General features: G+C 70.3%; 17 protein-coding genes. 8 read left to right on the top strand and 9 right to left on the bottom strand.

Annotated elements, in window-relative coordinates; genetic code table 11:
• The first annotated feature begins 255 nt into the window (after positions 1–255).
• From GVV86_RS07775 to sufU, 3 genes are all read left to right on the top strand, one after another.
• Positions 256–1,005 (top strand): hypothetical protein, encoded by a 750-nt coding sequence (locus GVV86_RS07775; RefSeq protein ID WP_159802384.1) that lies wholly within the window; start codon positions 256–258, stop codon positions 1,003–1,005.
• A 108-nt stretch (positions 1,006–1,113) separates the two neighbouring features.
• Entirely contained in the window at positions 1,114–2,430 is a 1,317-nt protein-coding gene (locus GVV86_RS07770) for a cysteine desulfurase (RefSeq protein WP_159802382.1), read from the top strand.
• Position 2,431: 1 nt separating this feature from the next.
• A complete protein-coding gene (gene sufU, locus GVV86_RS07765) occupies positions 2,432–2,884 on the top strand; it encodes a Fe-S cluster assembly sulfur transfer protein SufU (RefSeq protein WP_133403191.1) in 453 nt (150 codons plus the stop codon).
• Between the two features lie 35 nt (positions 2,885–2,919).
• On the opposite strand, the gene GVV86_RS07760 is transcribed toward sufU, so the two are convergent.
• The 4 genes from GVV86_RS07760 to GVV86_RS07745 form a co-directional block, all read right to left on the bottom strand.
• Positions 2,920–4,653 (bottom strand): sensor histidine kinase, encoded by a 1,734-nt coding sequence (locus GVV86_RS07760; protein WP_159615791.1) that lies wholly within the window; start codon positions 4,651–4,653, stop codon positions 2,920–2,922.
• 26 nt (positions 4,654–4,679) lie between these two features.
• Positions 4,680–6,035 (bottom strand): Na+/H+ antiporter NhaA, encoded by a 1,356-nt coding sequence (gene nhaA, locus GVV86_RS07755; protein WP_159802380.1) that lies wholly within the window; start codon positions 6,033–6,035, stop codon positions 4,680–4,682.
• Positions 6,036–6,157: 122 nt separating this feature from the next.
• A complete protein-coding gene (locus GVV86_RS07750; protein WP_120166842.1) occupies positions 6,158–6,379 on the bottom strand; it encodes an SCO4848 family membrane protein in 222 nt (73 codons plus the stop codon).
• A 32-nt stretch (positions 6,380–6,411) separates the two neighbouring features.
• Entirely contained in the window at positions 6,412–6,909 is a 498-nt protein-coding gene (locus GVV86_RS07745) for a DUF2505 domain-containing protein (RefSeq protein ID WP_159615795.1), read from the bottom strand.
• Positions 6,910–7,208: 299 nt separating this feature from the next.
• Here GVV86_RS07745 and mfd point away from each other — a divergent pair, with 299 nt between their 5' ends.
• A complete protein-coding gene (gene mfd, locus GVV86_RS07740; protein ID WP_159802378.1) occupies positions 7,209–10,808 on the top strand; it encodes a transcription-repair coupling factor in 3,600 nt (1,199 codons plus the stop codon).
• Between the two features lie 293 nt (positions 10,809–11,101).
• Here mfd and GVV86_RS07735 read toward each other — a convergent pair whose 3' ends face one another.
• The 4 genes from GVV86_RS07735 to GVV86_RS07720 are packed head-to-tail and all read right to left on the bottom strand — an operon-like array spanning position 11,102 to position 14,816.
• Positions 11,102–11,461 carry a hypothetical protein gene (locus GVV86_RS07735; RefSeq protein WP_159615799.1) on the bottom strand — a complete coding sequence of 120 codons (360 nt, stop codon included), beginning with the start codon at positions 11,459–11,461 and terminating at the stop codon, positions 11,102–11,104.
• Positions 11,462–11,504: 43 nt separating this feature from the next.
• Positions 11,505–12,185, bottom strand: coding sequence for a deoxyribose-phosphate aldolase (gene deoC, locus GVV86_RS07730; protein ID WP_159802377.1), 681 nt, complete (start codon positions 12,183–12,185; stop codon positions 11,505–11,507).
• 59 nt (positions 12,186–12,244) lie between these two features.
• On the bottom strand, positions 12,245–13,978 hold the full coding sequence (locus GVV86_RS07725) for a phospho-sugar mutase (protein ID WP_159802375.1): 1,734 nt from the start codon (positions 13,976–13,978) through the stop codon (positions 12,245–12,247).
• Between the two features lie 37 nt (positions 13,979–14,015).
• Positions 14,016–14,816 (bottom strand): purine-nucleoside phosphorylase, encoded by an 801-nt coding sequence (locus GVV86_RS07720; protein WP_159802373.1) that lies wholly within the window; start codon positions 14,814–14,816, stop codon positions 14,016–14,018.
• Positions 14,817–15,311: 495 nt separating this feature from the next.
• Here GVV86_RS07720 and GVV86_RS07715 point away from each other — a divergent pair, with 495 nt between their 5' ends.
• The 4 genes from GVV86_RS07715 to GVV86_RS18450 all read left to right on the top strand — a co-directional run bounded on the left by GVV86_RS07715 (position 15,312) and on the right by GVV86_RS18450 (position 20,598).
• Positions 15,312–16,709, top strand: a complete 1,398-nt coding sequence (locus tag GVV86_RS07715; RefSeq protein WP_159615807.1) for an NAD(P)H-quinone dehydrogenase — start codon at positions 15,312–15,314, stop codon at positions 16,707–16,709.
• Between the two features lie 203 nt (positions 16,710–16,912).
• A complete protein-coding gene (locus GVV86_RS07710) occupies positions 16,913–18,316 on the top strand; it encodes an MFS transporter (RefSeq protein WP_159802371.1) in 1,404 nt (467 codons plus the stop codon).
• Positions 18,317–18,493: 177 nt separating this feature from the next.
• Entirely contained in the window at positions 18,494–19,918 is a 1,425-nt protein-coding gene (locus GVV86_RS07705; protein ID WP_159615811.1) for a serine/threonine-protein kinase, read from the top strand.
• Entirely contained in the window at positions 19,915–20,598 is a 684-nt protein-coding gene (locus tag GVV86_RS18450) for a hypothetical protein (RefSeq protein ID WP_201291390.1), read from the top strand. Before GVV86_RS07705 ends, GVV86_RS18450 begins: the two co-directional genes overlap by 4 nt.
• A gap of 9 nt (positions 20,599–20,607) precedes the next feature.
• Here the strand turns inward: GVV86_RS18450 and GVV86_RS07695 are convergent, their stop codons facing one another.
• On the bottom strand, positions 20,608–22,437 hold the full coding sequence (locus tag GVV86_RS07695; protein ID WP_159802369.1) for an acetyl/propionyl/methylcrotonyl-CoA carboxylase subunit alpha: 1,830 nt from the start codon (positions 22,435–22,437) through the stop codon (positions 20,608–20,610).
• Positions 22,438–22,545: the final 108 nt, after the last annotated feature.

Genomic DNA, 22,545 nt, shown 5'->3' with positions numbered 1-22,545 from the left:
TCGGCAGCCGGTGCTCCGGTAGTGCCATTGTGCCGGAAGTTTAAGCCGAGCGGGGGGATCCGCGGAAAAGATGCGGGAGCTTCACTGCTCCGAAGGTCCGGTGGGCAGTGCGCGCCCCTTCCCGGCGGCCGCGTCCGGGCCGGAGACCGGACAGATCGGAGCGCTCCAGCTGTGGACAAAGGCGGAGAAGGCAACTACATAATGGAGTCCGATTCCCGGCCACCGGGAACCCTTTGCCTGGGGAAGGGAAAGTGCATGCTCTCACGACTACGCCCGACGCGAGGGCGCACGGTCCGTCACCTGACTCCCATCGCTTTGGTCGCCGGCAGCGCCGTCCTCGCAGCGGACCTGCTGCTGGTCGCGGCGAGCGTCCTCCGCAACTACGTCGACGCCGGCGGAGCCTTTGGGTTCCTCCACCTTGAGCTCTTCGACGGCAACAAGGACCGGACCCTGGCTGAGCTCTTCGGCGATCTCCAACTCCTCTTCGCCTCCGTCCTGCTGCTGTGCATCGCTGCGGCTCCGGCGCGCAAGGCGGAACAGTTCCGGGACACGGCCGTGTACGGGGCGTGGGCGCTGGTGCTGCTTGCCATGAGCGCCGATGACTTCTTCCGCATCCACGAGGAGGTCGGCCGCGCCATCGACACCCGGCTCGAGCTTCCCGCGCTGTTCGGGCTGCGCTCGCAGGACCTCGGAGAGCTCCTGGTCTGGGCGGGAGTCGCCGCGGCGCTGGGCGCCCCGCTGCTCATCGCCCACCTGATCAGCCGCGGACGGCCCCGCCGGGACTCCTACGTCTTCATCGGCCTGGCCGTCCTCCTCGCCCTCTTCGCCGTCGGGATGGACATGCTTCACTTCATCCTGGGTGACCTCCTGCCCAGCCTGGCGCTGAGCGCAATGAACCAACTGGAGATCGCCGGGGAGCTGGGAGCGATGACGCTGATGATGATCTGGGCGGTCCACATCTTCACCCGGCCCTCCAACCCTGCCGGGGACGATGGGTGGCTCTGAGGCCCCGCGCAGCGCCGGCGGTGGCGCCGTGCGAGAATTAGGATAGATCCGTGTGATCTAACTGGCCCATGCCGGGCCGGCGCCTGCCGTTCCTAAGGAGCTTCCGCTTTGGCCGTGGTTTCCCCGCCCGTCACCCTGCTGCCCGCCGAGGCGCCGCTCGCCAACGCCGAAGTGCTGCGCATCCGCAATGACTTCCCGATCCTCGGCACCGAGGTCAACGGCCGGCCCCTGGTCTACCTCGACTCGGGAGCGACCTCCCAGAACCCCGTCTCCGTGCTCGAGGCGGAACAGGAGTTCTACGAACAGCGCAACGCCGCAGTGCACCGCGGGGCGCACACCCTCGCCGTGGAGGCGACCGACTCCTACGAGGCGGCACGTGCCGCCGTCGCCGGACTGATCAACGCGCGCCCGGACAAACTGGTCTGGACGTCGAACGCCACCGAGGCGATCAACCTTGTCGCCTACGCCATGTCCAACGCCACCGCAGGGCGCGGGGGAGCGGAGGCCGAACGCTTCCGCGTGGGACCGGGCGACACCATCGTCGTCACCGAAATGGAACACCACGCCAACCTCATCCCCTGGCAGGAACTGGCGGCCCGCACCGGCGCCGAACTCCGGTTCCTCCCCGTGGACGACGACGGCGCCCTCCGGCTCGAGGACGCCGCCGGCGTGATCACTCCGGCGACGAAGATCCTCGCCTTCACCCACGCCTCGAACGTGCTCGGCACCATCAACCCCGTGGCGGACCTGGTGCGGCTGGCCCGGGAGGCCGGGGCGCTGACGCTGCTCGACGCGTGCCAGTCCGTACCCCACCTTCCCGTCGACGTGAAGGCACTCGACGTGGACTTCCTTGTGCTCTCCGGGCACAAGATGCTCGGCCCCACCGGCATCGGAGCGCTCTACGGCCGCTCGGAACTGCTCAATGCGATGCCGCCCTTCCTCACCGGCGGCTCGATGATCACCACCGTGACGATGGAGCGGGCCGAGTACCTCCCGGCCCCGAACCGCTTCGAGGCCGGAACCCAGCGCATCTCGCAGGCCATCGCCCTCGGCGCCGCGGCGAACTACCTCTCCGAGACCGGCATGCACCGCATCGACGCGTGGGAAAGCGAGCTCGGGGCGCGCCTGGTGGAGGGGCTGTCTGCCATCGAGGGGATCCGCGTCCTCGGACCGCAGGCCGGCCAGCCCCGGATCGGCCTGGCCGCATTCGACGTCGCCGGTGTCCACGCCCACGACGTCGGGCAGTTCCTTGACGAGCAGGGCATCGCCGTCCGGGTGGGCCACCACTGCGCCCAGCCCCTGCACCGGCGCCTGGGGCTGACGGCCACCACCCGCGCCAGCACCTACCTTTACAACACCACGGACGAGGTTGACTTCTTCCTGGAGGCCGTCGCCGGCGTCCGTCCCTTCTTTGGAGCGCGCTGACATGGCAACCAACCTCGAACAGCTTTACCAGCAGATCATCCTCGACCACGCCCGCGAGCGTCACGGTTCGGGGCTGCTCGAGAAGACCGGCCCCGGGTCGGTCGGGGAGTCGCACCAGCTCAACCCCGTGTGCGGGGACGAGATCACCCTGCGCACCGTCGTCGACGGCGGCACGGTGGCCTCCCTCAGCTGGGACGGCGCCGGCTGCGCCATCTCCATGGCCTCCGCCTCGGTGCTGACCGACCTGATGGAGGGGCTCGAGCGGGATGAAGCGGTCCGGCTCATCGACGCCTTCCGGGAGGTGATGCGCTCGCGCGGGACCATCCCGGCCGACGAGGAGGTACTCGGCGATGCCGCGGCCTTCTCGGGCGTCTCCCGCTATCCGGCCCGGGTGAAGTGCGCGATGCTCGCTTGGGTCGCACTCGAGGAATCGCTCCTGGCGGCCAACAGCTAGCGGCCCGACGCCCCTGCGGAGCCCGGGTCGGCCGCTCAGCTGGGCTGCGGCAGGGCCATGGTGAAGGTGCTGCCCTGGCCGGGCTCGCTGACCGCGCTGATCGTGCCGCCGTGTTCGGTGACGATGCTCTTGGTGATCAGCAGGCCGAGGCCTACGCCCTGCACGGTCGAGACGCGCACTGCGGGGGACCGGAAGAACCGGTCGAACACCTGGCTGAGCTCTTCGGCCTCGATGCCGATGCCGGTGTCCTCGACCCCCAGCCGGAGCAGCCCATCGGTAAGTTCGGCGCCCACGGTGATCGTGCCGCCCCGGCGGTTGTACTTCACGGCGTTCGACACAAGGTTGTCGAGCGCCTGACCCAGCCGGACGGGGTCGGCGACGGCGGGCAGGGCGGCAGGGGCGGTGTTGATCAGCCGGACCCCCGCGGCGTTGGCCGCCGGCTGCGCCGAGGCGATGCACGCACCGATCAGCTCGCCGACATCGCACGGCACCGGCCTCACCCGGAAGGTGCCCGCGTTGATGGCGAGGAGGTCGTCCACCAGGGCCTCGAGCTGCAGCGCGTTGCGCCGCGCCACCGAGAGGTAGCGCACCACATCGGGCTCAAGGGAGTCCCTGCGGTCAAGGATCAGGTCGAGGAATCCCAGGACCGAGGTCAGCGGTGTGCGGAATTCATGGGAGACGTTCGAAAGGAAGTCATCCTTCGCATGCAGCGCCCTCAGCAGCGAGGTGATGTCCGTGAAGGACACGACCGTTCCGGCGAACGCGCCGTCGTCGTCGGTCATGGCGCGCGCCGACACCGACACCGCCTGCTGCGCACGGCCGCTGCCCAGCCAGATCTGGACGTCGTCAAAGCTCTCGCCCTGCACCGCACGCCGCACCGGGCGATCCTCGGCCGGGATCGGGGTTTCCCGGTCGGGGCCGAAAATCAGCAGCTGCCCTTCGTTGGGGTCGTCATTGCCGGGCGGGGCGGCCAACCCGTGGGAGATCCGCTGGCGGGCGTTCATCAGCACGTCGTGCCCGTCCCGGTCCACCACCACCAGGCCGACCCCCGCCGTGTCGAGGACGGTGGCCAGGAGCCGTTCGCGTTCGACCCCCTCTGCCGCCGCCCTGCGCAGGGCGGCCTGGGACCGGCTGACCGCCTCCTGCTGGGCGCGGCGCTCCGTGGTGAGGATCGAAATGAATGCCGCAAGTCCCGTCAGCACCACCGGCAGCAGGAACGGCCCGAGGAATTCGGCCGGGCCGGGCCTGCCCTCGGCGAACAGCAGGGGCCCCCAGACGATGCACAGGGATCCGCCGGCGGTCAGGGCCGCCGCCGCGGCCGTCGGGATGCGGGAGGCGGCAATCCAGGCGGCCGGAAAGGCGGCGAGCAACCCTACCCCGGAGAGGTAGTCACCGGCCCCGGCCCGCAGTAGCCCCAGTGCGGCGAAATTCAGCAGCGGAACCGCGAGCGCCGCCGAGGCTGGCAGGCGCTGCCACGGCACGACAAAGCACAGCAGGAGCAGGCCCGCCTCAAGGAGGATGCCCGCCGGGAAGAGGGGATTGGCGAAGAGGGAATTCGGGTCGAGCAGCCACAGGACCGCCACGACAAGCACGACGACGATCGACAGGGCGCCCTGGCTGAGTATGACCTTCCGCCGCCGGTCACCGCGGCGCAGCAGCGGGACCTCGGGTCCGCGCGGTCCGGTGCCCGCCGTCCTGCCCGCCGTGCCTGTGCCTGCCGCCGCACCCGCCGCTGTCCCTGCCGTTTCGGCAGCTGTGCCCGTTGCCATGCCTGCCCCCATGTTTGTCATTGACGCTAGTGGTTCCGGTCCTCGAACACGTCGGGAATTCCGTCCCGGTCCCGATCGAGCTTCTCCTCCGCCTCGATGGCCCGGTAGCGTCGATTGCGCAGCCGCAGCACCACCGTGGCCAGCAGCGCCGAGGTGAGGGACGCCGTAAGGATCGCCACCTTGGCATGGTCATTGGACGGGCTGCCGGCGTCGAAGCTGAGGTCGTTCACCAGCAGGGAGACAGTGAAGCCCACCCCGGCGAGGATTCCGACCCCCAGGACGTCCCACCAGCTGAGCCCGGGATCGAGGCTCGCCTTCGTGGTTTTCGTGACCGCCCAGGTGGTGAGCAGGATCCCCGCAGGCTTTCCCAGCACGAGGGCTGCGAGGATGCCGAGAGTCACCGGGTCGCCCAGCGCCGAGACGAACCCCTCGGCGCCGCCGACCGCAACGCCTGCCGAGAAGAAGGCGAACAGGGGGATCGCCACCCCGGTGGACAGCGGCCGGAACCGGTGCTCGAAGATCTCGGCAAGGCCCGGCTTCCCCGGCCGGGGAGGCTTCACGGAGCCATCCCTGCGGCGTCGCAGGACCGGAACGAGGAAGCCCAGCAGGACGCCGGCCACCGTGGCATGGACGCCGGAGGCGTGCATCAGGGCCCAGGCGGCGATGCCCAGGGGCAGCAGGATCAGCCAGGCCGCTGTAACGCGCCGGCCGAAGAATTTCGGGTTGCGCTGGGCGAGGAAGCCGAAGAGGCCAAGCGGCAGCAGCATCCACAGCAGGTACTCAACGTGCACGTCGGTGGAGTAGAAGAAGGCGATGATGGCGATCGCGATGAGGTCGTCCACCACGGCGAGGGTGAGCAGGAAGATCCGCAGGGCGCCGGGAAGATGGGAACTGATCACCGCGAGCACGGCAAGGGCGAACGCGATGTCTGTCGCCGTCGGGATGGCCCAGCCGCGCAGGGTCTCGGGCGAGGAGAGGTTGATCGCCGTGTAGACCAGGGCCGGAACGACGACGCCGCCGGCGGCTGCGGCGACCGGGACGATGGCCCTGCTGGGCCGGCGCAGGTCGCCGGCGACAAACTCCCGTTTGAGTTCGAGGCCGGTGAGGAAGAAGAAGATGGCGAGGAGCCCGTCGGCGGCCCACTCACCGACGGTCAGCTTCAGGTGCCAGGGTTCATAGCCGAACTCGAAGTCGCGCAGCGCGAAGTAGCTGCCGGCGAAGGGTGAGTTGGCCCAGATGAGGGCGGCGACGGTGACGACGAGGAGGATGATTCCGCCGACAGTCTCTTTGCGCAGGATTTCGTGGATGCGCAGCCACTCGGGATAGCTTGAGCGCTGCAGCACCCGGTTCGCCGCAGTGCTTCCGCTGCGTTCGCTGCTCATGTGCTGCTCCTCTGGCGTTGACGCTGCCGGGATGCGGTTCTCCGCTGTCCGGACAATCGGAGTCGAAGGCTGAAAGGTTGGGCGCCGGCCCGGACCGGGCCGGCGCAACGGGACCGGCGGGCTTAGCCGGCCAGCGCCCGGACCCCGATGATCGCGGTGGCCAGGCCGAGGATCATCGAGGTGGAAATGAGCATGAAGTGAACCGTCAGGAAGCGGGTCGGCGCTCCCTTCTCATCCCGGGCGCGCGGATCCTTGAGGATGCGGCGCAGGAACGGCGGCCAGACGATGAGGGTCCAGACGCCGGCGAGGATCAGGACGAGGGCAAGTGGTGCAGGCAGTGACACGGAGAAGTCTTTCGGGGTGGGGGTGCGGGGGCTTAGTGGGTTTCCAGCCAGCGCTGGGCTTCGGCGGCCTGGATGTTCAGCGCCTTGCCGATCATGGGTTCGGCTGCGCCGGCGATCTTTCCGCCGAGGAAGGGAATCGATGAACTGACGGACCCCTGGAGGTCGACCCGGGTCTTCTCGCCGTCAACGACCAGGCGCTGGATGGCGGTGACGCTCAGCGGAACTCCTGCCACGGCCATCTCGACCCGCGCCTCACGCGAACCGTCGGCCGCCGGAGCGGCCCAGCGCTCGGTCTGGGTGACCGTCAGCGTCTCCCCAACGAACTTGCGGGCCATCTCCGGCAGCCGCGTCGTGGGCATTGTCCGCACAGCGGTGAGGGTGAAGGGCCCGGTGATCTCGCCGTCGACGGTGAGCGATTCGAGCGCTCCCCCGACGTGGCGGCTCATGTGCTGAAGGAAGCCTTCGTCGGTGAACACGCGGGTCACCGCCGCGGCGTCGTAGGGCAGAGTGGTCGAGGCGTTCAGTGCCATAGTTCCTCCGGGTGTTGTAGGTCGGGGTTGCAGATCGGGGGTCGTGGGTCGCTTGTGCCATCCTACGTGCCCGCGGCCGGTCCAACCCGTCCCGGGAAGCGCCGGGCCCGGCCGGGGAAGCCGGTAAACTGGGGAACTGTCACCGGGATCCGCAGCGGATTCCGGCCTTTTGTGCTGTCCTGCGGCTCCAACCGGCCGCAGCCGACGCCGGATCCCCAGCGGCGGCCGCGGCACCAGAGGACGTCCAGCGCCGGACGGTCATCATCCAACGCGTCACCGATGTGAGGAACCAGATACCCATGAGCCTCAATGGACTGCGGGCCGCACTGGCCGAGGACCCGTCCTACGCGCGGGTGCGGGCAAACGCCGCGCGCCCGGTGGGCCAGCGCAGCACCGACCTGCAGATCGGCGCCCCGGCCGGAATGCGGGCGGCGCTGCTTGCCGAAATGGTCGACGGCCTGCGCCGGGACGGCGACGCCGGATCCGGTTCGGCCGTGCCGGTGGTCCTCGCGGTCACCGCCACCGGCAGGGAAACCGAGGATCTTGCGGCCGCGCTGCGCAGCTACCTTCCGGCGGCCGAGGTCGAGGAGTTCCCCAGCTGGGAGACCCTCCCGCACGAACGCCTCTCCCCGCGCTCCGACACCGTGGGGCGCCGGCTCTCCGTCCTGCGCCGCCTCGCCCACCCCGAAGGCTCCCCGGTGCGCGTCATCGCGGCGCCGATCCGCGCCGTCGTGCAGCCGCTCGTGGCGGGCCTGGGGGAGCTGCAGCCGGTCTCGGTCAAGGTCGGCGACGAGGTGGCCTTCACCGAGGTGGTGAAGTCCCTGGCCGACGCCGCCTACGCCCGGGTGGACATGGTCACCCACCGCGGGGAGTTCGCGGTGCGCGGCGGCATCATCGACGTGTTCCCGCCCACGGAGGACCACCCGGTGCGCGTCGAGTTCTTCGGCGACGAGATCGACTCGATGCGCTGGTTCGCCGTGGCCGACCAGCGCTCCCTGAACGCCGATGAGCACCCCACGGTGCTGTACGCGCCGCCGTGCCGGGAGATCCTCATCACCCCCTCGGTGATGTCCCGTGCGGCGAAGCTGCTGCCCGAGCTGCCGGCCGCGGCCGGGATGCTCGAGAAGATCGCCGGCGGGATCGCCGTCGAGGGAATGGAGTCGCTGGCTCCGGTGCTCGTTGACGCCATGGTGCCCTTCGCCGGTGAGCTTCCGGCCGGTTCGATCGCCGTCGTGATCGAACCCGAGAAGGTCCGCACCCGCGCCCACGACCTGGCCGCCACCAACGAGGAGTTCCTCGCCGCGGCCTGGTCCACGGCCTCCGACGGCGGAGCCGCGCCTCTTGACCTCAGCGGTGGCCTCGGCACGGACCTGCAGGCCGCGAGCTTCCGCTCCCTCACCGACACCCGTGCCACGGCCCTGGGGCACGACGTCGCCTGGTGGGGCATCACCTCCCTCGGCGCCGGGGAGGACCTCCTCGCCGACGTCGACAGCTTCTCCCTGCACGCCCGCGAACCGCGCGGCTACCAGGGCGACGTCGCGGAGATGATGGACTTCATCGGCGGGCGGGTGCGCGACTCCTGGCGCGTCGTCGTCGCCACCGAGGGCCCCGGCCCGGCCAAGCGCCTTGCAGAACTGTTTTCCGACTCGAACATCCCGGCCCGGCGGGTCGACTCCCTGGAGTCCGAGCCGCAGCCGGGCATCATCGAGATCACCACGGCCCGGGCCGGGCGCGGGTTCGTCCTCGACGGCCTGAAGCTGGGGCTGCTCACCGAGGCGGACCTGCTGGGGCGCACCAGCGCCCAGGGCACCCGGGACATGCGCAAGATGCCCTCCCGCCGGCGCAACGCCGTGGACCCCCTGCAGCTCAAAGAGGGCGACTTCGTGGTGCACGAGCAGCACGGCGTGGCCCGCTTCGTCGAACTGATGCAGCGCTCCACCGGTGCCGGGCCCACCCGGACCACCCGGGAATACCTTGTCCTCGAGTACGCCCCCTCCAAGCGCGGCGCCCCCGGGGACCGGCTCTTCGTGCCCACCGACCAGCTCGACCAGGTGACGCGCTATGTCGGCGGGGACACCCCGGCGCTGAGCAAGATGGGCGGCTCGGACTGGGCCAAGACCAAGAACTCCGCCCGGAAGGCCGTCAAGGAGATCGCCGGGGAACTGATCCGGCTGTACTCGGCGCGGATGGCATCGCGCGGGCACTCCTTCGCCCCGGATACGCCCTGGCAGCGCGAGCTCGAGGAGGCCTTCCCTTACGTGGAGACCCCCGACCAGCTCACCACTATCAACGAGGTCAAGGCCGATATGGAGCGCGAGGTCCCGATGGACCGCCTCGTCTCCGGCGACGTCGGCTACGGCAAGACCGAGATCGCCGTCCGCGCCGCCTTCAAGGCGGTCCAGGACGGCAAACAGGTCGCCGTGCTGGTGCCGACGACGCTGCTGGTGCAGCAGCACTTCGAGACCTTCTCCGAGCGCTTCTCCGGCTTCCCGGTCACGGTCCGGCCGATGTCCCGGTTCCAGACCGCCAAGGAGACCCGGGAGACGGCGGAGGGGCTTGCCTCCGGCGCCGTCGACGTCGTCATCGGCACGCACCGGCTGCTCTCCAAGGAGATCGCGTTCCGGGACCTCGGGCTGGTGATCGTCGACGAGGAGCAGCGCTTCGGCGTCGAGCACAAGGAGGCGCTCAAGAAGATGCGCACCAATGTCGACGTGCTCGCCATGAGCGCCACCCCGATCCCGCGGACCCTCGAGATGTCACTGACGGGCATCCGGGAAACCTCCACGCTGGCGACCCCGCCGGAGGAGCGCCACCCGGTGCTCACCTACGTCGGCCCGTACACGGACAAGCAGGCCTCCGCGGCGATCCGGCGGGAGCTCATGCGCGAGGGCCAGGTGTTCTTCGTGCACAACCGGGTCTCCTCCATCGACCGCACCGCCGCGCAGCTGCGCGAACTGGTGCCGGAGGCGCGGGTCGCCGTCGCGCACGGGCAGATGAGCGAGTCCCGCCTGGAGCAGATCATCGTCGACTTCTGGGAGAAGCGCTTCGACGTGCTGGTGTGCACCACGATCATCGAGACCGGTCTGGACATCTCCAACGCCAACACCCTCATCGTGGACCGCGCCGACAACTACGGGCTCTCGCAGCTGCACCAGCTGCGCGGGCGGGTCGGCCGCGGCCGGGAACGGGCCTACGCCTACTTCCTCTACCCCACGGAAAAGCCGCTGGGCGAGGTGGCCCTGGAACGCCTCAAGGCCGTGGCCTCACACAACGAGCTCGGCGCGGGCATGCAGCTGGCCCTGAAGGACCTCGAGATCCGCGGGGCGGGCAACATGCTCGGCGGGGAGCAGTCGGGCCACATCCAGGGCGTCGGCTTCGACCTGTACATCCGGCTGGTCGGCGAGGCGGTGGCCAGCTTCAGGGGCGAGGCCGAGGAGAAGGCCGCCGAAATGAAGATCGAGCTGCCGGTCAATGCGCACCTGCCGCACGACTACGTGCCGGGGGAGCGGCTGCGCCTCGAGGCGTACCGCAAGCTCGCCGGAGCGGCGACGACCGAGGCCATCGACGGCGTCGTCGAGGAGCTCACCGACCGCTACGGGGAGCTGCCGCCGCCGGTGGCGAACCTCATTGCCGTCGCCCGCTTCCGCGTCTCGGCCCGGGCGGCCGGACTGACCGACGTCGCGCTGCAGGGCAACTTCATCAAGTTCGCGCCGGCCGAGCTGCCGGAGTCGAAGCAGATGCGCCTGAACCGCATGTACCCGGGCGCCTCGGTCAAGCCGGCGCTGAACGCGGTGCTCGTGCCGAAGCCGAAGACCGCCCGGATCGGCGGACGGGACCTCGTCGACGCCGAGATCCTCGAGTGGGCCCAGAACGTCGTCGACGCGGTGTTCGCGGCCTAGGGGGAGCGCGCTCCGGGGCGGCCAGCGCGCCTCACAGCGACCAGCGCGCCTCACAGCGACCAGCGCGCCTCACAGCGACCAGCCGGCCACAAAACGACGAATGGACCCCGGAAATGCTGCGCGTTTGTCGTTTCCGGGTGCGTCGGTCGTGAAGTGGCGCGGGGAAGCTCGGCGGACTGCGCTGGGGCGGTAGGTAGCGTCGAGCGCACCCCGGACGCAGCAGAGGCCGCCCCGATCCGGGGGCGGCCTCTGAGGATACTGCGGGTGACCGGAGGCCCGGTCACGGGCGGACCTTAGGAGTCGACGGCCGCCGAGCGCTTCTTCGCCTTGGTGCGGTTGCCGGCGGCGAGGTCGGCGCCGGTATCCGAACGGCCGATCACTCCCTGCGGGATGAAGAACGCAATGAAGGCCAGGCCGATGCACACGGCGAAGGGCCAGACGTTGTCTCCATTGGAGAAGCTGATGGCCCACAGGCCGAGGAGGAACAGCACGAACATGATCGTGAAGACCAGGATGTTCTCGCCGAGGTGGCCGACGCCGGCGTGGGCCGGCTGCTTGCCGGCGGGGCGGTGCGCGCGGTCGCTGTCCGCCTGCTCGTGCTGCGCCTGCTCACGGTCGGACGGGAGGCTGCCCGGATCTACCGGATGTGACATTAGTACTCCTTCGAGAGGGAAATCGTGGGTGTCGCGCTGTCCGTCAGTACCCTGAGGCGCCCTGTTCACCCTTAAGGATAGCGACTCCGGAGCTGGCACCGATCCGGGTTGCGCCGGCGTCGATCATGGCGCGGGCATCGGCCAGGGTGCGCACCCCGCCGGAGGCCTTCACACCGATGTCCGGGCCGACGGTGCGGCGCATCAGGGCGATGTCCTCGACGGTGGCGCCGCCTCCGTTGAACCCGGTCGAGGTCTTCACGAAGTCGGCGCCGGCCTCGACCGAGGCCCTGCAGGCGAGGACCTTCTGGTCGTCGTTCAGCTGGGAGGTCTCCAGGATGACCTTCAGGATCGCCCCGCCCTCGTGGACGGCCTCGGCCACCGCGCGGATGTCGAGCACCAGCGCCTCGTAGTTCCCGGCACGGGCCGCGGCGAGGTCGATGACCATGTCAACCTCGTCGGCGCCGTCGGCCACGGCGCCCCGGGCCTCGAAGACCTTCACCTCGGTGGGGGTGGCGCCGAAGGGGAAGCCGACGACGGAGCAGGTCAGCACGCCGCTGTCCTTGACGGCGGTGTGGACGGTGCTGACCCAGATCGGGTTCACGCAGACCGACTTGAAGGAGTGTTCGACGGCCTCGGCGCAGACCGCGAGGATCTGCTCGCGGCTGGCTTCGGGCTTCAGGAGGGTGTGGTCGATATAGGAGGCAAGGGAGACGTCGCTAGGCATAGGGCTATCTTTTCACGAGATGGGGAACGGGCGGCGCGGCCGGGGCCGGGGAGGGGCTTTCAGAGCCCGAGGGCGGCGCCGACGTCGGCCCGGACCGCCTGGAGGCGGACACGGGCCGTGGCCTTCGCGCCGGGGAGTCCCTCGGCGGAGGCGACCGGCTCGATCACCTCGAGGTAGCACTTGAGCTTGGGCTCGGTGCCGCTCGGACGGATGATCACCCGGGTCGAGTCCGCGGTGAGGTAGAGCAGGCCGTCGGTCGGCGGCAGGTTCTCGGAGCCCTGGGAGAGGTCGACGGCGGTGGCCACCGGCGACCCGGCGAACGCCTGCGGCGGGTTCGAGCGCAGCCGGGCCATCATCTCGCCCAGCAGCGGGAGGCTGGCGACCCGGACGGAAAGCTGGTCCGCGGCGTGCAGCCCGTGGGCGAGGAAGGCGTCATCGAGCAGGTCGAACAGCGTGCGGCCCGCGGCTTTGGTAGCCGCGGCGAGCTCGGCGAGCAGGAGCCCGGCGGAGATGCCGTCCTTGTCGCGGACCGCCGCGGGTGCGACGCAGTAGCCGAGGGCTTCCTCGTAACCGTAGCTGAGGCCGGGCACCCGGGCGATCCACTTGAACCCGGTGAGGGTCTGCACGTGGGCAATGCCCGCCGCGGCCGCCACCCGGCCCAGCAGGCGGGAGGAAACGATCGAGTTGGCGAATACCGCGCCGCCCGTCGACCCTCCGGCCGCGGCACGGGCGGCAAGGTGGGCTCCGAGGAGGGTTCCCACCTCGTCGCCGCGCAGCATCCGCCAGGCGCCGGTGGCGGGGTCCTTGGCAGCCAGCGCGACGCGGTCGGCGTCGGGGTCGTTGGCGATCACCAGGTCCGCGTCGGTCTCCTGCGCCGTTTCCAGGGCGAGGTCAAGGGCTCCCGGCTCCTCCGGGTTGGGGAAGGCGACGGTTGGAAAGTCGGGGTCCGGTTCGGCCTGGCGCTCCACCATCGTGACGCTGCCGAAACCGGCCGCCTCCAGCACCGCCCGCGCGGTGCGCCCGCCCACCCCGTGCATCGGGGTGAGGACGATGTTTAGGTCCCGGTCCGTGAACGCGGGGTCGGCGAGGGCCGCCACGGCGGTGACGTAGTCCTTTTCGATGCTTTCGGGCAGGACAGTCCATCCCTCCGCGGCCAGCTGGATTGAATCGACGCTGCCCACCGCCGCGATGTGCGCGGCGATCCCGGCGTCGTGGGGTGCGACGATCTGCACCCCGCGGGCCTCCGGGGCGACCGCGCGGCCGCCGAGGTAGACCTTGTACCCGTTGTCCTGCGGCGGATTGTGGCTGGCGGTCACCATGATGCCCACCTCACACTCGAGGGCGCGCACGGCGTAGGCGAGGACCGGGGTGGGAAGCTCCGAGGGCATCAGGAAGGTTTGAAGGCCCGCCGCGGCGAAGATGGCGGCGGTTTCCTCGGCGAAGACCCGCGAGTTGTGGCGTGCGTCGTAGCCGATGACGGCGCGCGGCACATAAGCGCCGCCGGCCCCTGCCGCGGCCAGGTCGAGGGCGTGCGCCGCGACGCCGGCGGCGGCGCGCCGGACCACGACCCGGTTCATGCGGTTCGGCCCGGCGCCGAGTGCGGCCCTCAGCCCGGCGGTGCCGAACAGCAGCGGCCCGGAGAACCGGTCGCGCAGCTCCGCTTCGGCCGCGGCATCGCCCTGCCGCACGGCGTCGAGAAGGGCCTCAAGTTCGGCGGCGGTCTGAGGATCCGGGTCGGCCTGCGCCCAGGCCGCGGCCGAGGACAGAAGGAGCTGCTGTTCGGGGGAAGTCATGGGGAGAACCTGCCTGGGTGAGTCGGGAGGGGTGTGTTTAGAGCTTCGCGACGATGTCGGCAAGCAGGCGGGAGATGCGCGGTCCGGCCGCCTGTCCGGCCTCAAGGACTTCGGTGTGGCTCAGCGGGACCGGGCTGATGCCGGCGGCGAGGTTGGTCACCAGGGACAGCCCGAAGACCTCCATGCCGGCGTGGCGGCCGGCGATCGCCTCAAGTGCGGTGGACATGCCCACGAGGTCGGCGCCGATCCGCTTGGCGTACTGCACCTCGGCGGGGGTCTCGTAGTGCGGGCCGGTGAACTGGGCGTAGACGCCCTCATCCAGGGTCGGGTCGACCTCAAGGGCGATCTTGCGGATCCGGGCCGAGTACAGGTCGGTGAGGTCGACGAAGGTCGCCCCCTCGAGGGGGGAGGTGGCGGTGAGGTTGATGTGGTCGCTGATGAGCACCGGGGTGCCCGGGGTCCACCGCTCCTGCAGCCCGCCGCAGCCGTTGGTCAGCACCAGGGTCTTCGCGCCGGTGGCCGCCGCGGTGCGGACCCCGTGGACGACGGCGCGGACGCCCTTGCCCTCGTAGAAGTGGGTGCGCGCGCCAAGGACCAGGGCACGCTTCCCCGCCGGGGTCAGCACCGAAGTGATTGTGCCCACGTGTCCGACGACGGCGGGTGCCGAGAAGCCGGGGATGTCGGAGGCGTCGACGGAGGCTGTCGTTTCCCCGATCAGGCCGGCGGCGCCGCCCCACCCGGAGCCCAGGACGAGGGCGGTGTCATGCCGCTCCACCCCGGTCTTTTCGGCGATGTAGTCGGCGGCACTGCGGGCAAGGTCAAAAGGATCATTCGTCACCGCACAAACCTACCGCGTGGATTGGGGCCGTTCCAGCGGGCAGCCCTCTGCGGGCCGAGCACCGCGGGGAGTCCCGGTGTGCGGGGCGGTGAAGGGCGGCGCCGGGCCCGAAGGCGTCCTGTGGAACCGAAAGCGACTGGTTTGCCCGCTTTATCCGGTCCGCCCGTCGTTTTGTGGCCCGCTCGTCGTGTTGTGGTGCCGCCGTCGGCGTCTGGTGTGCTGGTCGCGGGCGTCCGTGCCGCTTGTGGTGTGCGGCCGTCCCGGCGTGCGGGGATGGCTGCGCCGGACCCGAAGGCGTCCTGTGGACCCGAAAGCGACGGATGTACCCGCTTTATCCGGTCCGCACGTCGTTTTGTGGTCCGCGGGTCGCATAGTGTGCCGCCGACGCCGGGCTGCACCGCGGTGTTGGGTGGAGATCCTGCCGTCCGACGCGCGCCGGCTGAAGCCCGCCAAATCGTTTGGGCCGCCGCCCGGGATGGGGGACAATAAGGTGCTGTGACCAATCAACTTGATTTCAGCTCCCTGCGTATTGCCATCCTCGGCGGCGGCCCGGGCGGATACGAGGCGGCGATGGTCGCTTCCTCCCTCGGCGCCAACGTCACGATCGTCGAACGGCAGGGGCTGGGCGGCTCGGCGGTGCTGACAGATGTGGTGCCATCAAAGACCCTCATCGCCACCGCGGACACCATGACCCGCTTCACCGACGCCCACAGCCTCGGCGTCAACTTCACGGACACCTCCGTCGCGGCCGACCTGCACAAGGTCAACCAGCGGCTCCTGAACCTCGCGGTCGAGCAGTCGGCCGACATCCGCGCCACCCTTGAGCGCAACGGCGTGCAGATCATCATCGGCACCGGCAAGCTCCTGGACAACCGCCGCATCGAGGTCGTGTCCGAGGGGGAAACCTCAGTGATCGAGGCCGACGCCCTGCTGATCGCCGTCGGATCCCACCCCCGCGAGCTCTCCACCGCAGTGCCGGACGGGGAGCGGATTTTCAACTGGACCCAGGTCTACAACCTCACGGAGGTCCCCGAGCACCTGATCGTCGTGGGCTCCGGCGTCACCGGCGCCGAGTTCGCCTCCGCCTACAACGGCCTGGGTGCCAAGGTCACGCTCGTCTCCAGCCGCGACCAGGTGCTTCCCGGTGAGGACGCCGACGCCGCCGCCGTCCTCGAGGACGTCTTCCTCAACCGGGGCATGACGGTCCTCTCGAAGACCCGCGCCGACAAGGTCAAGCGCACCTCGACCGGCGTCGAGGTCCACCTCTCCGACGGTAAGGTCATCGAGGGCAGCCACTGCCTCATGGCCGTCGGCGCGGTGCCGAACACCGCCGACATTGGACTTGAAGAGGCCGGGGTGGCCGTCACCGAGTCGGGCCACATCGTCGTGGACGGGGTCTCCCGCACGACGGCACCGAACGTTTACGCGGCGGGCGACTGCACCGGGGTGTTCGCCCTCGCCTCGGTCGCCGCCATGCAGGGCCGGATCGCCATCGCGCACCTGCTGGGGGACACCGTCACCCCGCTCAAGCTCAAGCAGGTCGCCTCGAACATCTTCACCACGCCGGAGATCGCCACGGTCGGTGTCACCGAGGCCGACATCGCCTCGGGCAAGTACCAGGGCGACGTCATCAAGCTTTCCCTCCACACCAACGCGCGGGCGAAGATGATGAACGTCAAGGACGGCTTCGTGAAGGTCATCTCCCGCGCCGGCTCGGGCACGGTGATCGGCGGGGTGGTCGTCGGTCCACGCGCCTCCGAGCTGATTTTCCCGCTGGCGATCGCGGTGACCAAGAAACTCCACGTCGACGACGTCGCCAACACTTTCACCGTGTACCCCTCGCTGACCGGATCGATCTCCGAGGCGGCCCGCCGGCTCCACGTGCGGCTGTAACGGCGGCGGTCGGGGCCGCGGAGGAGGACACAGCAGCGGGTTGGCGGGAGATCGGCACCGGATACCGTGTCCACGGATTGGACACGGCTCTCCACGGGGTGGACGCAAGTGGTCCAATATGTGGATTCACCGAACGGATCGGCCGCCGGGATCGTTTAGGAGCCCCGGCCGTTCCTGAAGCCCCGCAAGAGAAAGCCGATCTCATGTCCTCTTCGTCACCCGCAGCACTGGGCGGGGCCACCAAGCCGCTGAATCCGCGCGGCCGCGTCATCTTCGCAAGCCTCATCGGCACCACCATCGAGTTCTACGACTTCTATATCTACGCCACGGCGTCGGTGCTGGTGTTCCCGGCCCTGTTCTTCCCCAACGCCACCCCGGCGAACCAGCTCCTGAGCTCCTTCGCCGTCTTCGGCGTCGCCTTCGTCGCCCGCCCGCTCGGCTCGATCATCTTCGGCCACTACGGCGACAAGATCGGCCGCAAGGCCACCCTGGTGGCCTCCCTGCTCACCATGGGCATCGCCACCTTCCTGATCGGGCTGCTCCCGACGGCGGAAAACGCCGGCTGGATCATCCTCGCCCCGCTGCTCCTCGTCGTGCTGCGCTTCTTCCAGGGCCTCGCACTTGGCGGCGAGTGGAGCGGTGCTGCTCTGCTGGCCACCGAGAACGCCCCCGAGGGCAAGCGTGCCGTCTTCGGGACCTTCCCGCAGCTTGGCGCACCCATCGGTTTCATCCTCGCCAACCTCCTGTTCGTCGTCCTCAACACCACGCTGACCGATGAGCAGTTCCTGAGCTGGGGCTGGCGCGTGCCGTTCCTGCTCAGCGCCGTCCTGGTGATCGTCGGGCTGTACGTGCGCCTGAAGCTCATCGAGAGCTCGTCCTTCCAGAAGGTCCAGGAGGAGGGCAAGGTCGTCAAGCTTCCCCTCGGCGAGGTCGTCCGCCGGCACTGGCGCCCGCTGTTGCTGGGCACCTTCATCATGTTCGCCACCTACGTGCTGTTCTACCTGATGACCTCCTTCACCCTCACGTTCGGGACCAGCCCTGCGACGGTTGAGCAGGCCCAGGCCGCCGCCGAGACGGCGGGCAAGCCGTTCAGCGCGGAAGGATTCGTGCCGGGACTCGGCATTGCCCGCGGCGACTTCCTCTGGATGCTTATCCTGGGCGTCGTGTTCTTCGGGATCTTCACCCTGGTTTCGGGTCCGCTGGCCGAACGGTTCGGCCGCCGCAAGATGCTCCTGGCAGTGACGGCGGGTATCGCCGTCTTCGGCTTCACCTGGGTTCCGCTGTTCGGTGCCGGCGGCACCGGTGCCATGGCGCTGCTGATCATCGGGTTCATCCTCATGGGCCTGACCTTCGGGCCGATGGCCGCCGTCCTGCCTGAACTCTTTCCGGCAAACGTCCGGTACACCGGGTCCGCCGTGGCCTACAACCTTTCAAGCGTGATCGGTGCGGCGCCGGCGTCCTTCGTGGCCATTGCGCTGTGGAAGGTCGCCGACGGAAGCACCTTCCTGGTGGGGCTCTACCTCAGCATTGCGGCGGTCCTGACCTTCGTCGCACTGTGGATCTCGCGCGAGACCCGCGACCGGGACTACGAAAACCACACCGCCTGATTCCTGCCCAGCCAACGACGCCGGCGCGGTTCCCCTCGGGGGCCGCGCCGGCGTCGTTTAATCCCCGGCGGGCCGTTCTCCGGGTGGTATCAGCGTTCCCGCAGGTGCCGCGCCGGCGCCGGGTTGCCCGTACAATCGACTAAACGAAGCGTACTTACGATTACTGGATGCGGAGCGATGGCGGTTTCTACACTTGCGGGCGGGCGCTACGCGCTGGGCCGGCGCGTGGGCGCCGGCGGCATGGCCGAGGTGTATCTGAGCCGGGATACCCGGCTCGAGCGCGACGTCGCCATTAAGGTATTCCGGCCGGGCACCGCCGACGGCATCGAACGCGGATCCGTCGAGGCGCGGCTCCTCGCAGGGCTCGACCACCCCGGGCTGGTCCGGGTGCTCGACATGGACACCGAACACGCCTCCGGCGACGGCGCCTACCTCGTGATGGAGTACATCCCGGGGCCCGACCTGGGAGCTGTGCTCCGCACCGGCCCGCTCACTCCCGCCGGTGCCCGCCACGCGGGCCTCGACCTCTCGCGTGCGCTCCACCATATCCACCACCGCGGCGTCATCCACCGCGACATCAAACCCTCGAACATCCTCACCCGCGACGCCGAGCCCGGAAGCGGTGTGTTCACCTACCTGCTGACCGACTTCGGCATTGCCCGGTTCTTCGACGGCGGCGGCATGACGGCCACCGGGCAGGTCATCGGCAGCGCCGCCTACTTCAGCCCCGAGCAGGCCCGCGGCGAAATGGTGGGAACGCCCACCGACATTTACTCCCTGGGCCTGGTCCTGATCGAGTGCCTGACCGGTGAACGGGCCTTCCCCGGGACCGGGGTCGAAAGCGCCCTGGCCCGGCTGCACCGCAGCCCCTCCATCCCGGCACGCGCCGGCGCCCGAATGGGCGAACTCCTGGCCGCCATGACCCTCGACGATCCCGGTGCCCGCCCCGACGCCCGTGCCGTCGCGACGGCGCTGGCCGAGCTCGACGGCGGCGCGCCGGGTGCCGCTGTGAACGCCGCCCCGGCGCCCCTCGAACCCACGCAGGCAGTGCCCACCGCAGAAGGCCCGGTTTCGGGCCCGGGCGCGGCGCCCGATGCTGCGGCGGAGAGCCCGACGGCGCCGGTGCCGCGGGTGGATGCGCCCACGGCTGCCGTGCCGGTAGCGGCGGCACACACGGTGGCCCTGCCTGCGGCAGCAGCCACGGCGGCGACAGCCTCCACGACGGCGACACCTGCGGCGGTATCGACCGCGGCAGCCGCCCCGACGAGGGCCATCCCCGCCGGTGCCGCCCCGGCGGCCCCGCCCACCACCGGGGGTCCCGGCCGGGACCCGGAGCCCGCAGAGGTTCCCGGACCGGTGGGCGCCTCCCCGGTCGTCGATCCGGACCGGCCTCCTCTGCCCGGCGGCAACCGCGGAACGCGGCGCAGGCGCGTTCCGGGCTGGCTGATCGTTGGAGCGGTGGTCCTGGCGGCGCTGGCGGTGCTGGCCGCGGTGCTGCTGAACCGGCCCGCAGGATCGGGTGTCGACCCTGAACCCCTCCCGTCGGTGGGGGGAACCACCGGCGAACGGCTTGAGGAACTCTACGAAAGCGTGAACCCATGATGCTGAGTCTGCGGCGGGCCGTATCCCGCCCGGTCCTGGTGGCCGCCGTCGTCGGGTCGCTGGCCCTGGCCGGCTGCGGAGCGCCCGGCGCGCTGGACGCGGAGGCCGCCCGGGAGCTTTCGGCCTCGGTGCGCGAAATCGCAAGTCTCACCGCCGCGGGGAACACACAGGCGGCCCTGGACCGCGCTGGGGCCCTGCGGCAGGAGGTTGAGGCGGCGGCCGCCGACGGCGCGATGTCCGAGGACCGCGCGGCGCTGATCTCGGCGAGGATCGACGCCGTCGTTGACTCCCTCCAGGAGGCCGGGGAGGAGCCGACCCCTTCGGCGTCGACGACGCCCCCGGCCGGAACGGCCCCCGCGCCGGCGACCTCCGCCGCTCCGCCCGCGCCGGTGGTTCCGGCTCCGGTCGAGCCCGCACCGGTCGAGCCCGCGCCGGTCGAGCCCGCACCGGTTGAACCCGCACCGGCCGCGCCGGAACCGGAGACGGAGGCACCCGCGGAGCCCGCCCCCGAGGAGCCGAAGCCGGAGGAACCAGCGTCCGAGGCGCCGAAGGACCCCGAGGATCCGGGCAAGGGCAATGACAAGGAAGACGACGACAAGGACGACAAGGACGACGACCCCGGCAAGGGCAACGACGACCCCGGTAAGGGGAAGTCGGAGGGGTCACAGAAGGACGGCTGACCCCGCCGCTCAGGAGCGGATGGCTGCGATGACCGATCCGGCCGACACGGTGTCCCCCGGAGCGGCGGAGAGGCCAGACAGGGTGCCCGACTTGTGGGCGGTGAGCGGCTGTTCCATCTTCATCGCCTCGAGGACCACGATGAGGTCGCCCTCGGCCACCTTGTCCCCGTCGGAGACGGCGACCTTCACGATGGTGCCCTGCATGGGCGAGGTCAGGTCGTCACCGTTGGCAACGGCCGTACCCGCCCGGGGGCGCTGGGACTTCTTGGGCTTGCCTGCTGCGGGCGGCCGGCCGTTGCCCGCGCCGAGCCCGGCCGGGAGCACGACCTCGAGGCGGCGTCCGCCCACCTCGACGGTGACCCGCTGCCGGGATTCCTCGGGAGCCGGGTCGGCGCCGGTGGGCACCCACGGCTCGATCCGGTTGTCGAACTCGGTCTCGATCCACCGGGTATGGATCGCGAAGGTCCCCTCCGCCGGGGCGAAGGCCGGGTCGGCGACCACCGCGGCGTGGAAGGGAAGCACGGTGGGCATCCCGCCGACCTCCATTTCGGCAATGGCCCGCCGGGCCCGCTGCAGGGCCTGTTCCCGGGTTGCGCCGGTGACGATGAGCTTGGCCAGCATCGAGTCGAAGTTTCCTCCGATCACCTCGCCCTGCTCCACGCCGGAGTCGACGCGGACGCCGGGGCCGGTGGGCAGCTTCAGCGTCTCGACCGTGCCGGGGGAGGGAAGGAAGCCCCGGCCGGCGTCCTCACCGTTGATGCGGAACTCGAACGAGTGGCCGCGCACCTCGGGGTCGCCGTAGCCGAGGGCTTCACCGCGGGCGATGCGGAACTGTTCGCGCACCAGGTCGATGCCGGTGACCTCCTCGGAGACCGGGTGCTCAACCTGGAGCCGGGTGTTGACCTCGAGGAAGGAGATGGTGCCGTCCTTGCCGACGAGGAACTCGCAGGTGCCGGCGCCCTGGTAGCTTGCCTCGCGCAGGATCGCCTTGGAGGCCTCGTAGAGGCGCTCGTTCTGGTCCGGCGTCAGGAACGGCGCCGGCGCCTCCTCGACCAGCTTCTGGTTGCGGCGCTGCAGCGAGCAGTCGCGGGTGGACACGACGACGACGTTGCCGTGCGCATCGGCCAGGCACTGGGTCTCGACGTGGCGCGGGGCGTCGAGGAAGCGCTCGACGAAGCACTCGCCGCGCCCGAAGGCGGCCGTCGCCTCGCGGACCGCCGAATCGTACAGCTCGGGGATCTCCTCCCGTTCGCGCACCACCTTAATGCCGCGGCCACCGCCGCCGAAGGCGGCCTTGATGGCGATGGGCAGGCCGAACTCGTCGGCGAAGTCGAGTACCTCCTGGACGGAGGCGACGGGGTCCTTCGTGCCGGGGACCAGCGGGGCGCCGACCCTGTCCGCGATGTGGCGGGCCTGCACCTTGTCGCCGAGCTTGGAGATGGCGTCCGGGGACGGGCCGATCCAGGTCAGTCCGGCCTCCTGCACGCGCCGGGCGAAGTCGGCGTTCTCGGAGAGGAAACCGTAGCCGGGGTGGATGGCGTCGGCGCCGCTGCGCCGGGCGGCATCGAGGATGCGGTCCATCACCAGGTAGGACTCGGCGGCGGTGGTGCCGCCCAGGGCGAAGGCCTCATCGGCGAGGCGCACGTGGAGGGCTTCCCGGTCCGAATCCGCGTACACAGCGACCGAGGCGATGCCCTCATCGCGTGCGGCCCGGATGACGCGGACGGCGATTTCGCCGCGGTTCGCGACGAGCACCTTCGTCACCGAGGTGGACACGGCGTCGGGGGTGGCGGCGGGCGGCAGGGGCGCGGGGACAGCGCCTGGCGGTGGTGTGCTCATGGGGTGGAATGCTCCTTCGGGTCTGATCGGAGCCTAGCGTCTAATTGTTGATTCCGCCCATAAACGGTGCCGTCGTTGCGTGTTGCCGGCCCTTCCTTTGTAGGGGTC

The organism is Arthrobacter zhaoguopingii (assembly GCF_009828595.1).
Classification (GTDB): Bacteria; Actinomycetota; Actinomycetes; order Actinomycetales; family Micrococcaceae; genus Arthrobacter_D; species Arthrobacter_D zhaoguopingii.
Note: the sequence above shows the minus strand (reverse complement) of the source record. Positions and strands in the feature narration are given on the sequence as shown.

Bases quoted from the DNA above. Each gene is read 5' to 3' on its own strand.
- GVV86_RS07735 (WP_159615799.1), bottom strand. From the start codon at position 11,461: ATGTCACATCCGGTAGATCCGGGCAGCCTCCCGTCCGACCGTGAGCAG.
- deoC (WP_159802377.1), bottom strand. From the start codon at position 12,185: ATGCCTAGCGACGTCTCCCTTGCCTCCTATATCGACCACACCCTCCTG.
- GVV86_RS18450 (WP_201291390.1), top strand. From the start codon at position 19,915: ATGATGCTGAGTCTGCGGCGGGCCGTATCCCGCCCGGTCCTGGTGGCC.
- mfd (WP_159802378.1), top strand. From the start codon at position 7,209: ATGAGCCTCAATGGACTGCGGGCCGCACTGGCCGAGGACCCGTCCTAC.
- GVV86_RS07705 (WP_159615811.1), top strand. From the start codon at position 18,494: ATGGCGGTTTCTACACTTGCGGGCGGGCGCTACGCGCTGGGCCGGCGC.
- GVV86_RS07775 (WP_159802384.1), top strand. From the start codon at position 256: ATGCTCTCACGACTACGCCCGACGCGAGGGCGCACGGTCCGTCACCTG.
- nhaA (WP_159802380.1), bottom strand. From the start codon at position 6,035: ATGAGCAGCGAACGCAGCGGAAGCACTGCGGCGAACCGGGTGCTGCAG.
- GVV86_RS07725 (WP_159802375.1), bottom strand. From the start codon at position 13,978: ATGACTTCCCCCGAACAGCAGCTCCTTCTGTCCTCGGCCGCGGCCTGG.
- GVV86_RS07745 (WP_159615795.1), bottom strand. From the start codon at position 6,909: ATGGCACTGAACGCCTCGACCACTCTGCCCTACGACGCCGCGGCGGTG.
- GVV86_RS07710 (WP_159802371.1), top strand. From the start codon at position 16,913: ATGTCCTCTTCGTCACCCGCAGCACTGGGCGGGGCCACCAAGCCGCTG.
- sufU (WP_133403191.1), top strand. From the start codon at position 2,432: ATGGCAACCAACCTCGAACAGCTTTACCAGCAGATCATCCTCGACCAC.
- GVV86_RS07695 (WP_159802369.1), bottom strand. From the start codon at position 22,437: ATGAGCACACCACCGCCAGGCGCTGTCCCCGCGCCCCTGCCGCCCGCC.
- GVV86_RS07760 (WP_159615791.1), bottom strand. From the start codon at position 4,653: ATGGCAACGGGCACAGCTGCCGAAACGGCAGGGACAGCGGCGGGTGCG.